The organism is uncultured Chitinophaga sp., from assembly GCF_937898475.1.
Lineage (GTDB): Bacteria > Bacteroidota > Bacteroidia > Chitinophagales > Chitinophagaceae > Chitinophaga.
Genome location: NZ_CALEJS010000015.1, coordinates 92,700 through 106,570 on the forward strand (window position 1 = coordinate 92,700; position 13,871 = coordinate 106,570).

The window sequence follows — 13,871 nt, forward strand, 5'->3', positions numbered from 1 at the left end:
TTGTCCGAAAATAATTTACTATGAAATTACTTCCCTTCGTGTTATTGGTCTGCTTTAATGCTTACGTATCAGCACAAACCGTAGACTGGAAAAAGCTGGAACAGCTGCGGCCCGATAAAGTACTCACTGATCCCGCTGCGCCCCCGGTAAAAGTGTTGCTGCTGGGTAGCTTCCATTTCGGCTATCCCAATCTTGACCAGCATAAAACGGATAGCACACATATGATGGATGTGCTCTCTGATCAGCGGCAGCGGGAGATCCGCCAGCTGCTGGATGTGCTGACAGTTTTCAAACCCACCCGTATATATGTGGAGCAACACAGCCAGGCCTTCGTCGATTCACTGTACAATGCTTATTTAGCAGGGCAGCATCAGCTGCGCCGCAACGAGATAGACCAGCTGGCCTTTCGCCTGTCAAAAGAATTACAGCTGCCTAAAGTGTATGCGGCAGATGCATCCAGTTTCGCTAATGAGCAATACCGGAAATCTCCCATAATAGACAGTGTCCGGCGCGATCAGCAGCCTGTTGATACCCTGCGGGATAATATAATGGGACAACGCTACACCCGTTTCTATGACGAGGGAGACGCCGCAGAAGTGCAGAACACCATCCTGGAAAGTTTCCTGCTGATGGCGGATGATGAAGTGCTGAGAAGGATGCATGGGGCGTATCTTACCAGCGGATTCAATACCGTTGGCAACGGCGGACCAGACCTGCTGGCCATGTGGTGGTACAGCCGTAACCTGCGGATCTTTAACAACATCCTGAAAACCAGACCAACGGTGAACGACCGGATCATCGTATTATTCGGCAACGGACACATACCCATACTGAAGCATTGTTTTTCCGCATCGCCGGAGTTTGAGGTGGTGGAATTAAGGGAGCTGGTCCGTAAGGCCGGTGTACGGTAATCTTTTTGGTATGATTTTTTTAGGTACATCCCCGTAAACACGTAAAATCATATTACTATGCTAGATACAACTACTTCTACCGCGCTGAGACAGAAACTGCTGATTATAGAGGACGAAGGCGAGATGTGCCTGCTGATCAACCTCCTGCTGAATGATGAGGATTTGGAGATAGAACACGTAAAGACTTTGTCCGCAGCTGTGGAATATTTTCAACAAAATACCCCCGCACTGGTCCTGATGGACAACCGCCTGCCAGATGGTTACGGCATCGACTTTATCAGTTCAATAAAAAATAAACACCCGGAAACAAAGGTGGTGATGATATCAGGGATGGATGCCGCCGCGAAGGATGTTGCCCTGGAAAACGGCGCAGATCTCTTCCTCGAAAAACCATTTACCCGTTCACAGTTATGCAGGGCCATTCACTTGGTAACGGGATGGAAAAGGGAGGCATAAATACATATTGTACCTGCTTAACCCCCATGATTATCTAACCTCATGACGTATCCATATGTCATGGGGTTATCTTTTTGTAATATAGTAGACATATAGTAGCGATATAGTAGCGATATAGTAGCTCTTTTAAGCGCTGCCATATCATTACCAGGACGCTGCCGGTATAGCGGATAAGGACTAGCCTAAAGCAAAGATGCACGCAGAACCAGCATACTTTGTTGTTGTTATCTCGCCGCTGGCGTCTGGGGTACCCATTTCAATACCAATGGCCAATACCAGCGTCTGGGAATCTTTGAGGTCATCCGGCATATTCAGCGGTAGTTCCAGTTTTGCTGCAGGAAATGGATCAGCGGCAACATGCCATGCCGTATCGTGCGCGCTAATGGCCCGGTTATCAAACTGGTTATCAATATATTCCCCATTTTCATAAACAACGTCGGATATTAACCCCAGCGACAGACTAAAGCGATAGAGCGGTTGTTTCCAGGGTAAATGCAGGTTGACGCCCGGTATTAGCATGGGCAACTGTATAACACCGCTTTTCGTTTCGCGGTGAAGGGTGCAGTTCACCGCTCCCGCTACAATAGCCGGAAAAGGATGCCTTTTGTTCAGCCAGAAATTTTTCAGCATAAAACGCTGCTGTGAAAGGAAAATACTGCGTTGTCCGCGCTTTCCGGCGGTATCCATTGCCTGGATCTTTTTGCAGATGCTGGTAAGTGTTAATGTAAAATTATGGTCTGCAAGATGTTTGATTGTGATCAGTGGGAACCTGATGGCGCTGACGGCCTTTTGAACACCTTGAAACTCCTTCGCATTTTCACGTGTCCGCTCAAAACGTGGGGAGGTTAATACCTGTTCAGGCTTGGGGCCGCCCTTTTTTCGCACAATCAACTCGTCAGATCCTTTCATTCGGTACACACTTTTGCCTTTAAATTCGAAATCTTTTTCAAGTTTTGCCATAAAATATATTTTGCAAACAAAACAATGGTTTTTAATGATTAAGGCAATCTACAAAAGATATTAACATGTCCCGTATGAAATTAATCATATTCCTGTGGTGGAAAATGGGGCTATGTGGTTAACTATTCATCTTGGGCTTCATCTTTATTGAAGATAGTACACTTTATTTTCTGCTTATATTTAGCATTGCCTGGGCAACGGCTTTAACGGAGGGATCATATTCTTCATGACCATAACCATGACGCTCATTAAGATCATATAACTCCCTGTATAGGTCAAAAGGATTTTGTGAATCAGCTACCCATTTAACAATAATTTCTAGTAATTCATTCATAAGTGGCTGATAAGTCATCCTTCCATCCGATTTCCTGATACCGTTGTTATCGGATTTTCTTTTGCCTTGATTAAGAAAAATATTCTTCTCATCATAGATAATTTCCCGCATTTCTTTGTTGTCGTTACCTTTCGGTAAGTGGTCCAGCAGAAGTTTTCTGATGCCTCTGTAATACAGGTTGTACTTTTCATCGGGGTTCTCAAATGGAGTGCCTATTAATTCACGTAGTTCATTTATCTCATTCAAATCGCCTGTTTCCGAATTAATAGTTAACTGGGTTCCGGTTTTCAACCTGGACTTCAACAATATCTCCATTCTCTCAACATCGGCTGCTGACAATTGCTGTTCTTCTTTTGTCTTTTTGTTGTTTTCCATTTACTAGATTAACTTGATTATTATTTATTATTAATTTAATTCCAATACATCTTTAATTTTTTCACTGGCTGCCTTTATATTCACGTCACTCCACTTCAATGGGTGTAGTCTTTCTACAGCACTCGTGTAATCGGGGTAAAACTCTTTAAAAGCGCCATGATAATTTTTTCCGTACAATTCTTGCTGATACCACGCATAGAATGAATACACCAGGGAAACCTCCATCTCATTTTCACGTGCAAAGCGACTTACCATATATGCATTATAAATAAACCTTTTAATATAGTGAAAATTATCTTCAGGCATGAAGTACTCTCTGGCGAAAGTATCAGCTTTTTCCTCGGTAAGAAAGAGATCAGCGTCGCCAGAAAGGTGAAAACTATTTCTCTCAATTTCCTGAAAGTCGAACAACACATGATGAAGCTCATGTAATAAGGTAAACCAGATAGTCGGATACTTTTTAAGATAGTCTGTCAAGACGATACATGGCTTCTTATTGACAATAAAGGTAGCTCCTCTAACAAGGGTCGTGGAAAGGTAATTTTGAAATATCACTGTTACACCGATACTGTAAAGTGCTTTGCAGACAATAAGCAAGCCCTCTTTGATATTTTCGGTATATGGTTTAATCTTGGGAATCAGATCTTTCAATCTCTCCCGATCATATTCGTTAGGATTGTTAATAGTTCGAAATGTCTGATAGGCGGATTTTATCCAGAAGTCTTTCATCTTATCTGAAAATAGTCTCCTTCGTGACCTACTATAGAGGGGCTCCTCTAACTGCTCTTCATATTCGGCAATTGAGTTAAATCCGAAAAAGTCTAGGATTTTGCTGACCATTGAGTCAATATCTTCATTTGCCTGAAAAAAACCTTCTTTTGTTAATGTCTTTACATCGAAATGTTTCATAACAAAAGTTGTCTTTCGGGCGGATTCTATTGACGCAATATTTTCCGGGCTTTGATTTCGTAGTACTACTGTAATGAACTCATTAATATCCCGCTCTAAGAATTCTGCAAGCTTAACTATGTGGATAAGATTTGGCTGTTTTGCAGATCCGTTAATAATTTCTTCAAATACATCCTTGTCTATATTTAAAAGCTTCAGCGCCTTGGTCTTACTTAGGCCATATTCCTCTATTTTCTTATCAAACTCCTCTTTGATGTCAAACGCTACCTTATCGCTAAAAACAGACTTTAACAGTTCATCTATATTAAGATTGGCCATTTTTCAAGGGTATTTACCCTCAAAGATCGGGAAAGTGAATCGAATGACCAATTTATAAAGGGTAAATACCCTTAAAAAACTTACCTTGCATCCGTTTATCTCTTACAATCCAATTATGAAAAGGTACATCGTCATCATTGCAGCTGCCGTTCTGGGGGCCTGCCAGCAATCCGCCGGCCCCAAACAGGAGAACGGGCAGACAGCAACACCCGTCATCAATCGTAAAGTGACCGTATACACTACGGCAGACAGCACCAACTTCCGCATTACGGCTACAGACAGCCTGTCATTCACAGACATGGCCCAGCCCTTTGAAACACAGCCCTGCGTGTTCGTAGACCCGGATGCCGCCTTCCAGCAGTTTGAGGGCTTTGGCGGAGCCATTACAGACGCCGCCGCCGAAACATTTGCCAAACTCTCTGCAGCGGCGCAGCAGGAGCTGCTCACCGCTTATTTTGACCCGGCAAAGGGTATCGGGTACACATTGGGCAGAACCAACATCAACAGCTGCGACTTTTCCAGCGGGTCTTACACCTATGTGAAGGACCATGACAGCACCCTGTCTACCTTCAGCGTGGCGCAGGACGAGCAGTTCAAGATCCCCCTGATCAAAAAGGCCATTGCGGCAGCAAACGGGAAGCTCTCCCTGCTGGTAAGCCCCTGGAGCCCGCCCGCCTGGATGAAAGACAACAACAGCATGCTGCAGGGCGGCAAACTGCTGCCCAATTACCGGCAAACCTGGGCTGATTATGTGGTGAAGTTCATCAGGACCTACGAAGAAAAAGGCATGCCTGTTTGGGGCCTCACCGTGCAAAATGAGCCCATGGCCAAACAACGCTGGGAGTCCTGCATCTTCACGGCAGAAGAAGAAAGGGATTACATCAAATCCTTCCTGGGCCCCACTTTGGCAAAGAACAACCTGCAAAGCAAAAAGCTCATCGCCTGGGATCATAACCGCGATCTCATTTTCCAGCGGGCCAGCACCATCCTGGAAGACAAGGAGGCCGCGAAATATGTCTGGGGCATCGGCTTTCACTGGTACGAAACGTGGACCGGCTCCACCATGCAGTTCGATAACCTGCGCCTCGTATCACAGGCCTTTCCTGATAAACACCTGGTATTTACAGAAGGTTGTAAGGAAAAGTTCAATATTGACAGTGTGAATAACTGGAGCCTCGGCGAAAGATATGCGCACTCCATCATCAATGACTTTAACAGCGGCACCGTAGCCTGGATAGACTGGAACATCCTGCTGGATGAACAGGGGGGTCCTAATCACGTGGGTAACTACTGCTTTGCACCGCTGCACGGCGATACCAAAACCGGTAAGCTGATCTACACCAATGCCTACTGGTACATCGGTCACTTCTCTAAGTTCATCCGTCCCGGTGCGCAGCGTATTGCCGCTTCCAGCAGCCGCTCTTTCCTGGAAGCCACCGCTTTCCGGAATACAGACAGCAGCATTGTCGTGGTGGTGATGAACCCCACTGCACAGCGTTTGCCCTTCCACCTGTGGATCAAAGGCAAAGCCGCTGAAGTAGCCAGCCTGCCGCATGCTATCATGACACTGGTGTTATGAGCAGCTAACAGCTGTTAGCTTATTCCGTCTTCTTTATAAACGAGATCACGCCATCCATGTACACCAGTTGATCATCATACATACTCATATGGCTGCCGTTGGGGCAAAGCAGGAAGGTACCATTTTTTACCTGCCCGGCGATCCATTTCATGTGCTCGGGATCCATCGTATCGTAATTACCGCCGATGCTGAGGGTAGGTACGGTGATGGTAGAGAGTTTATCTTTTACATTCCATCCCTCCAGTTTACCGGAAAGGCCGAATTCACTGGGCCCCTGCATGGTTACGTAGAAAGGCTGGTTTAAGCGGCTCATGGAGCGCGCCAGCGGCTCCGGCCAGGCGGGCAGGCGGCAGATGAACTTTGAATAGAAATGCGTCATCAGCAGCTCCATATACCTGGGATTCTCAAAATCACCTTTCTGCTCTATCCGGCGGATAGTGTCCAGTACCCTGGGGTCCAGTTGTTTTGCCAGCACCTCATCGGCATAGCGGTTATAATCGTCGGCGCTGGCCATCATGTTGGAGATGATCAGGCCTTTCAGGTGCTGCTGGTATTTCAGGGCGTATTCCATGGCCAGGATGCCGCCCCAGGAATGGCCTAATACATAGAAATTGTCTTTATCCAGGTGCAGGGCCTTGCGTACCTGTTCCACTTCATCTACGCAGCGGGCAAGGTCAAAAAGGGAGGTGTCTTTCGGGTCATCAGAATAGCCGGTGCCTAACTGATCGTAGTAGATGAATTCAATGCCTTCTTTCGGGAAGAAGCTTTCAAAGCACTCCACATATTCATGGCTGGCGCCCGGGCCGCCGGTCAGCAGTAATACTTTTGCTTTCGGGTTATTGCCAATGTGCTTGGTCCATACATTGAACGTGCCTTTAGGCGTGGTGATGGGTATTACCTGTACGCCGCCTGTTTGCACGCCGCTGTCTGCCGGGCTGAAATAGGCGTTGTTGCCTGTGTTTTTCGTACCGGCTTCGGGGTTACTGCAGGATAGTACTGCCAGGGAGATGATTGCCAGGCAAATAAGCGGTTTAGCATGTTGCATACGTTAAAATTTTGGCAGTAAATATACTAATTAACCTTCCAGGGATGCAGGATCCCCGGAAGGTTATTCGTGATATTTATTCCCACGTATAATACGGTCTTCTGAGTATGGACTGCTGATGAAAATCGAACATGGCTACATAGAACTCTGTCCAGCCGCCCATTCTGCTTCTTACCAGGTCATAGCGTTCAGGGAATTTGGCAGCGCCCTGGTAGGTTTCCGGGTCAGCGCAGGTAATGGTGATCATATTAGACCCGGTTTTGCTGTGCGCAAAATCGTGGATCAGCGCTTTCAGTTTATCCAGGGGCCAGTCTTCCCGTATATTCAGATCAATGGGCGCGGCATTGGCAATGCCGTGGTTGATGGGCTCCACGTTCCAGTCGTGCAGGGATACAAAAGCATTGCTGGTCTGTGTGTTCAGCGGCAGGTCTGCAGGCCATGGAACGGCGCAGCAATCATCTGCAATGGGCTGTCCGTTCAGCCTTCCGTCTGCTGTGGCGCCAATCCCCATGCCCAGACCCACATTGTCTTCAAAGGTGCCCACACCGGGTGTGATGGTAAAGGCAAAGGGCCGTTCGGGACTGCCATATTTTTGTTTGATCCTTTCATAGCCTGCTTTGATCACCGGCAACGGATTGTTGAAGCAGTCATGTATGATCTCCACGCATTTTGCTACAAAGGAGGTGGCAAATTCGCGCAGCGCATCATCCGCATTCACGCCAAACTTGGGCAGCTGTAAGGCGTGCTGCCGCAGCTCTTTAAAGAAGATGGCGTCTTCATCCCTGCGCAGGCTGCCTTCGATGGTGGTGTAGAAGGGCTGGATCATATCATTGCCCCAGTTGCATTGCAGGGCCAGGAGCAGCTGCGGTAATGAGCAGCGGGCGCTTTTTTCTTCATATACCAGCTTCTTTACGGAATAGAGTGAATTGATGGTGTTGACAATGCCGCACATCATGGGTGCTACAATGTGATAGCGCGCACCGCCGTTGGTGAGATCACGCCCTGTTTCGAGAGAGTCGTCCAGGAAGGCGGAGAACAGGGGGCTGGGGCAATAGGCCCAGAGATCGCCGTAGCCGTTCATCAGTGAGTTGAAGAAGGCGTTCATGGCCCATCTCCAGTGGGTGTAGCATATCTCCATAAACTTTTCAAAGCTGGGGATCTCTTCGGGCGGGGGAGAGTTCCAGGACAGCTTCAGTCCGCGCAGGTCAATAGGTCCGGCGCCCTGTATATTACAACCCTGGTTCATGGCATAATCTACCATCGGCAAAATGGTGACATAGCTGAAGGCCCATTCCGTTTTGCCTACGATGATGGGTTCAAAGCAACCATCGCAGGTATAGTCGCGGGCATCCTCCGGTGTCAGCGGACCACAGGCGCTGAGCGCAGGCACCAGCTTATCGTCATTCAGCATGATAGGGTGGGCGCCGCCGCTGAGGATAGCCTTGGCGGCTTCTTCAAACAGCTCGTCACTCATTTTTTTATGTACGCGCAGTGAAAGGCAGGGCGCATTCAAAGGCAGCCGGCGTGCGGCGCGCAGGCAGAACAGGGTAATATCGTTGGAGGCGTCTTCCGGTTCGGCAGCGTTATTGGCTTTATAGCCGCCCACGGTGAGCTGCTGCACCCACTGGTTGATAGCGGCGCCCTGCGGAAAATTACCGGCGGAATAGAAAACGGCGCCGGTGCCGTAGTTAAGGTAATCGTTCAGGTGGTTATAGTTATACAATACGGTTTCGTCCATCTTCAGCCAGAAGGCATCTATCATTTCCTGTGCAGCCTCTTTATTCAGCCTGCCCTGTTTGATATCTTCCGTATAGAGATCTATCAGCTGCTGATCCAGCCTGCCGATAGACATGGGCTCACCGGTTTGGTGGAAGGCGCAATTGGTGATGAACACCAGCTGCAGTCCTTCCAGGAAGGAGGCCGGTTTTTTATGGGCGATGTTGCGCATGCGTACGGCAATGGCTTTCAGGTTGGCGATCTCCGCCGGGGTATACAGATCTTCCTGCAGGGTCATTTGTATGGCCAGGTCTACATAGGCGTTAATGAAAGCGGAGAGGCCTTCGAGCGACCATACCACTGCCTGGTAAAAATCCCTGGCATCACCGGTAGCGCTGCCGATCTTACCGGCAAACATGTCTTTGACGGCGTCTATGCCGTTAGCCAGCAGGAAGGGGTATCCCGGTGCATTGTGACCGGTGGCGGAGTATTCATTGAGGGTGGCAAAGAAGCCTGTCATGCGCTCGGTGTCGTTCAGGTATTCCATTACCTGTGCGCCGATGCCCAGTGAGAGCTGGGGCATGTTACCTACAATGATCTCGTCGGGGTCTATGCGCATCAGGTTGGCTCTTTTGGCATATTCACGGCTTACCAGCACCTGGGAGAGACTGATCTTGGTGGCCATGCCTTTACGCAGCACTACCGGGGCATCCAGCAGGTATTTGTCTGCTTCGCTGAGATAATCCCTGAGGTGGCCCAGGGGTGGGGTTTCCCGTTTTTTATACCAGGTGTCCTGCCAGCGGGAGAACTGTTTGTTGAGCAGGATCAGTATGCGGTCGCTCAGCGGGCAGTCTTCCGTTAGTTTAGAGGTGCGGATCTTGTGCTGGTAGTCCCGCGCGTTATAGAACATGTACCCGTTCTTACTGCGGACGTTGAAGTATTCGTTCATCGTCACCTGGTCATTGCCTTCGTGGTGGTCTTCACCCAGTCCGCACTGTTCGCGGCTGGGTACATACCAGTAAGAGCCCGCGACGCTGCGGGTAACGCTGAAAAGCTGATCCTGCACAAAGCCTTTCTGGTGGCCTGCAATGCCGGAGAGGATCTTGTCGAACACATGGGTGGCCTTTGCATAGCCGGCAAAGAATACGCCCTGTTCATTCGCTTTATTATCTGCTTTATGTCCGTAGGGGAGGGCCTGTCGTACCAGGCGGAAGTTCACACGATCCTGGTCCAGCTGGCGAACGCGTTTGATATGGCTGGACTGATCTTCCATGGGTACAAGGCGGTCTTCGCGGTCGCGGCCTATCATGTTCTGTTTCTGCAGTTCGCTCATGGCATTGAGTTTATCCCAGTCATGTTCAAACTGCTGTGAGATGAGGAATGCGCCGCCAACGTTCTCCGGATCTTCCATGCCGATCACTACGCGGCGCGAAAGGTCTTCCAGGTCTGCGGGGTTTTCCAGTCCGTCAATGAACCTGCCGCCGAACACTTTGCCGTTGTATCTTTTTTCGGCGGGAACGATCAGTGGCGGCTGACTGATAATGGTTTGCATGGCGTTCCTGATCAGGTCAGACAATGCGGCGGCGTCATGTTTGCTGTCTGATTTAACGTGGAACCAGAGATCGCCGCCGCTGTTGCCCAGGAACAGGGCATGTTCTTCCAGCGCGCTTTTAGTGCCCATGCCTTCGGGCAGGGGGTAGCTGAGCAACTGGCTCCAGGCTGTCCAGCAATCGAAGCCTGCGCCCAGGATCACTACTGTTTTATAATCTTTGGCTTTACAAGCCTGGTCCAGCTGCCGCGCCAGGTTTTGCCACAGCGAATGGGCAGACATATCATACGCTTTGATGTAATAGGTACAATAGACCGCATGATCGGGGAAGTAAGCCAGCCCGGTCTGGCTTTTGCTGATATTCAGCATGCCATTAAGGTGTTTCATACAATGTTTTTTTGAGTTGTGGTGACAATTGGGTTAAGGTTAGAATATGTAGTGCGTGTTATTCATAATGGGAATGTTTTTTGAGATGATCTGCAGGCTCGAAATGTATGGCTATTTTGACAGGGTTAAATATAGGGCAATTTCATCTTCCGAAATGTTAACGGAAGATTTTCTGCTATTTTAAGTGATGCAGGGGAGGTGGACAGAGCCATCAATACGGCCTTTCAGACAACCGCGATAAGACGGTCACGTGTACTGTGCTAACGTGGAAAATACCGCTGGTAAACAGAATCGGGCAGCAGCCTGGCGCCGGCTGTTATCTGGCGGTTCTTGCGTTTGAACTTTTCAAATCTTCGTTGCAGCTGTCCCATTTTATAGCGGTCCACAACAGGAGTGAGGCGCATTTGTGCATCAACGCTGAACAGGTCGTTCCCAACGATCATATGTTCTCCCTGGATGAAGTCTATCATAAAACGTTTGCTCTGCATAAACGGATAGGCTTTCCGGTTGCGGAAAGTGTAGCCGGTATCCAGTCCGCTGCCTACCCACGAAACCAGTGAGGGCAGCTGCAGCTGGTATTGTGTCTGCAACAGGCGCAGTAAACTGGGTGTAACATCAAAATGTGAGGATACCGAAGCGAATTTAGCGCTTCGCTGCAGCAGCGGGGAGTAGATCAGGAAAGGCACGCGGTAACGGTCCAGCTTATCATTCATGGGTATCTCCGGCATGCGGTGATCGCCGGTAACCACAAAGATGGTATTATGATAATCCGGGCGCCGGGCATAGTACCTGAAAAAATCCCGCAGCGCATCATCTGCAAAAAGGATGCTGGCATATTTCAGTTTAAAGTCGCGCGCTATTTCTTTACTGGCTTTGTCAAGACGCAGCTCATTCATCCGATGTTCAAAACGGTCCAGGTACTTTTCCTGTTCCGGCACCAGGAAAGGTTCATGGGAAGTAACGGTAAGCAACACCCGGCAATAAGGGGTATCTTCTTCATGCAGCGTGGAGAAGTAGAAGCGGTATAGTTCTTTGTCGCCATAGCCCCAGCAAAGTCCCAGCGGGTTGGCGGGCAGCTTGCTGTAACTTCCGGGGAAAGACTGCATGTCGTAAATATGACCGATGGCATTGCGCTGCAGGAATCCGGCCATGTTATCGAACTGCGCATCGCCGCCATAGTAAAAGGATGTTTTGTACCCGTTGTATTTCAGCAGGCTTAAGAGGCTCAGATGTGGCGGCATGCGGTCCCCCATCTCGGTAAAACCTGTTTTGCCAAACGGCACGGAGGCCAGTGTGGAAGGCAGTACGGCAAAGGTGCGGCCGGCGGAGCTGAGGAAGTTCTCCCAGTAGAGGGAGTGCTTTGACAGCGAATCCATGAAAGGGGTAAAGCTGCCCAGGTAAGCGCCATCGTTGGAATAAGCCCTACCTACGCCTTCCAGCAGTATGATCACGATATTAGGTTTAGTGCCATTCCTGCGGAGGAAGGGAGATAATACATCCTTTGTTTCATCGCTATGCAGGAAAGGATAGCGCGCTTCATCTGTATAATTAAAGTAGTCTATACTGCTGTTAAGCTCGTCCCGTTCATTCAGCATATTACTATCGGCGTAGGTATTCATTTCTGCTGCTGAAGGAAAGAAGTGATCGAGGCTTTGCTGGTAAAAATAGTAGGAGGTATTATTACTGAGGCTATTGCCATATTCAGAGCTTTCGCTGCGCCAGTTCTGCGAGCGGTAGGCGAGGTTGAATATTTCGGCCAGGCCTGAGAGCACAATGATGCTGATACCCAGTGCCGGGGCGGGATGTATGCTGCGGGGCAGTTTTGTGAGGCTCCATACCACCAGTATGATCATGGCCAGCAATCCTATCGCGGCCAGGGCCCGGATGTTGGCGGCGGAAACGGTTTGCCAGATGTCCTGCCCGGAATAATACCAGAGATCTGAGCCCAGCATGGTGAGCGTGGTAAGAAAATACTGTGTGAGGATGATATGCAAAAGGCAGAAAAGAATGGCGGTAATAATACTGATGCGCTGTGCCAGTTTTTGGCTGAACAGGGAAAGGAGCAAATGCCCCAGGAACGCCCAGGCGCCCAGGGTCATGAGGAAAATCATATCTTTTGCGATACCGGCAAGCCATACGTCCCACCAGGCGGGCAGGCGGCCGTGCAGCATCCTGTCATAGATCATGGCTGCACATCGCAGGAACAAAAATAAGGCGCAGAATATCAGGTACCAGCTGGTAAACCTGCTTGCCGTTCTTTTAATGTGCGCCAGGGATAGTGACATATATCTCGTCATAGCCGCCATAGGGGTAAAAATCGTGGAATAACATACTTTAAAATTGTACCAGGCGGTGCTTCAGAGGAATGGTTGGAAAATTGTGGTGCTTGCTTACCGCTGCAAATTCAGGTTATGAAATTATTATTTTTTTGTTAAGCCAGCAAAAAAATAAAGCCCGTTTTACAGTGATATAGCGCCTGACATCCGCCAATTAATAATGAAGTATTTTTTATTTGAATATTGAAAATTTAATTTTTTTTACTAATTTGCTATTGAATAGTTAATCTCAAATACTTCCAACAACAATTCTTTTTTGACCCCAATCGAATGGCAAGGACTTTTTTCTTTTAAAGACTGGCACCAGATTAAAGAAGAACCGTACAAAGCTTCAGCTTGTTAATTATCTTTTTGCTTTTGCCGAAATCGTGAGAATGTGACTTACGATAGCGCAAGCTTTATCTTTTTACCTGTTAGATTGAAACCCCATGACAGATTTCCAAGCCGGATGGCGTGTGATCTATACCAAGCCGCGCCATGAGAAAAAGGTAACGGAACAGCTTTCAAAACTAGCCGTTGATGCCTTTTTACCAACTGTCAAATCGCTCCGTAAATGGTCCGACCGTAAAAAGTACATCGATGCTCCCCTGTTCCCCTCTTATGTTTTCGTACATCTGAAGAATGATCATCACTATGTCGACAGCCTTGACATTGACGGTGTATTGTATTACGTGAAGTCAGGCAATGAAATTGCAAGGGTAAGTGCTGCCGTTATTGATCATATCCGTTTTATTGTCAACAAAGGACAGGAGATAGAGGTGACCGCTGAGTATTTCCAGTCGGGTAAATGCCTGCTCATCCGTGAGGGGCCGTTTACCGGTTTTGCCTGCGAGGTAGTGCAATACAAGGGGAAAGAAAAGATACTGGTGCGCATTGATCTCCTGCAGCGCAGCATTCTGCTTAATCTACCACAAGAGTATCTTATGGAAGCAGTTAGCTGTTAGTTATTAGCTGTTAGTACAGGCAGTGATAAAAGTTGCTGTCTTACCTGCTAAC

At 48.3% G+C, this 13,871-nt stretch carries 10 protein-coding genes; 4 read left to right on the forward strand and 6 right to left on the reverse strand.

Annotated features, from left to right (window positions below):
* Positions 1-20 precede the first annotated feature (20 nt).
* Together Q0577_RS07520 and Q0577_RS07525 are read left to right on the forward strand one after the other, a co-directional pair.
* Positions 21-911: a DUF5694 domain-containing protein gene (locus Q0577_RS07520; protein ID WP_298734358.1), complete on the forward strand. Its 891-nt coding sequence runs from the start codon at positions 21-23 to the stop codon at positions 909-911.
* Positions 912-968: 57 nt separating this feature from the next.
* On the forward strand, positions 969-1,367 hold the full coding sequence (locus tag Q0577_RS07525; protein WP_298734360.1) for a response regulator: 399 nt from the start codon (positions 969-971) through the stop codon (positions 1,365-1,367).
* Between the two features lie 177 nt (positions 1,368-1,544).
* On the opposite strand, the gene Q0577_RS07530 is transcribed toward Q0577_RS07525, so the two are convergent.
* The 3 genes from Q0577_RS07530 to Q0577_RS07540 form a co-directional block, all read right to left on the reverse strand.
* Complete coding sequence (locus Q0577_RS07530; protein ID WP_298734362.1) at positions 1,545-2,327, reverse strand: hypothetical protein; 783 nt, start codon at positions 2,325-2,327, stop codon at positions 1,545-1,547.
* 163 nt (positions 2,328-2,490) lie between these two features.
* Positions 2,491-3,036, reverse strand: coding sequence for a hypothetical protein (locus tag Q0577_RS07535; protein ID WP_298734363.1), 546 nt, complete (start codon positions 3,034-3,036; stop codon positions 2,491-2,493).
* A gap of 30 nt (positions 3,037-3,066) precedes the next feature.
* Complete coding sequence (locus Q0577_RS07540) at positions 3,067-4,263, reverse strand: ImmA/IrrE family metallo-endopeptidase (RefSeq protein ID WP_298734364.1); 1,197 nt, start codon at positions 4,261-4,263, stop codon at positions 3,067-3,069.
* Positions 4,264-4,378: 115 nt separating this feature from the next.
* Here Q0577_RS07540 and Q0577_RS07545 point away from each other — a divergent pair, with 115 nt between their 5' ends.
* On the forward strand, positions 4,379-5,842 hold the full coding sequence (locus tag Q0577_RS07545) for a glycoside hydrolase family 30 protein (protein WP_298734368.1): 1,464 nt from the start codon (positions 4,379-4,381) through the stop codon (positions 5,840-5,842).
* 19 nt (positions 5,843-5,861) lie between these two features.
* Here the strand turns inward: Q0577_RS07545 and Q0577_RS07550 are convergent, their stop codons facing one another.
* From Q0577_RS07550 to Q0577_RS07560, 3 genes are all read right to left on the reverse strand, one after another.
* A complete protein-coding gene (locus Q0577_RS07550; RefSeq protein WP_298734371.1) occupies positions 5,862-6,887 on the reverse strand; it encodes a proline iminopeptidase-family hydrolase in 1,026 nt (341 codons plus the stop codon).
* A 76-nt stretch (positions 6,888-6,963) separates the two neighbouring features.
* The gene (locus tag Q0577_RS07555) at positions 6,964-10,539 is read right to left on the reverse strand and encodes a Dyp-type peroxidase (RefSeq protein ID WP_298734373.1); all 3,576 of its coding nucleotides are present in this window, start codon (positions 10,537-10,539) and stop codon (positions 6,964-6,966) included.
* 260 nt (positions 10,540-10,799) lie between these two features.
* Entirely contained in the window at positions 10,800-12,836 is a 2,037-nt protein-coding gene (locus Q0577_RS07560; RefSeq protein WP_298734376.1) for a sulfatase-like hydrolase/transferase, read from the reverse strand.
* 467 nt (positions 12,837-13,303) lie between these two features.
* Between Q0577_RS07560 and Q0577_RS07565 the strand changes: the two genes are divergently transcribed.
* A complete protein-coding gene (locus tag Q0577_RS07565) occupies positions 13,304-13,819 on the forward strand; it encodes a UpxY family transcription antiterminator (RefSeq protein ID WP_298734378.1) in 516 nt (171 codons plus the stop codon).
* Positions 13,820-13,871 lie beyond the last annotated feature (52 nt).

Bases quoted from the DNA above. Each gene is read 5' to 3' on its own strand.
- Q0577_RS07520 (WP_298734358.1), top strand. From the start codon at position 21: ATGAAATTACTTCCCTTCGTGTTATTGGTCTGCTTTAATGCTTACGTA.
- Q0577_RS07525 (WP_298734360.1), top strand. From the start codon at position 969: ATGCTAGATACAACTACTTCTACCGCGCTGAGACAGAAACTGCTGATT.
- Q0577_RS07530 (WP_298734362.1), bottom strand. From the start codon at position 2,327: ATGGCAAAACTTGAAAAAGATTTCGAATTTAAAGGCAAAAGTGTGTAC.
- Q0577_RS07535 (WP_298734363.1), bottom strand. From the start codon at position 3,036: ATGGAAAACAACAAAAAGACAAAAGAAGAACAGCAATTGTCAGCAGCC.
- Q0577_RS07540 (WP_298734364.1), bottom strand. From the start codon at position 4,263: ATGGCCAATCTTAATATAGATGAACTGTTAAAGTCTGTTTTTAGCGAT.
- Q0577_RS07545 (WP_298734368.1), top strand. From the start codon at position 4,379: ATGAAAAGGTACATCGTCATCATTGCAGCTGCCGTTCTGGGGGCCTGC.
- Q0577_RS07550 (WP_298734371.1), bottom strand. From the start codon at position 6,887: ATGCAACATGCTAAACCGCTTATTTGCCTGGCAATCATCTCCCTGGCA.
- Q0577_RS07555 (WP_298734373.1), bottom strand. From the start codon at position 10,539: ATGAAACACCTTAATGGCATGCTGAATATCAGCAAAAGCCAGACCGGG.
- Q0577_RS07560 (WP_298734376.1), bottom strand. From the start codon at position 12,836: ATGACGAGATATATGTCACTATCCCTGGCGCACATTAAAAGAACGGCA.
- Q0577_RS07565 (WP_298734378.1), top strand. From the start codon at position 13,304: ATGACAGATTTCCAAGCCGGATGGCGTGTGATCTATACCAAGCCGCGC.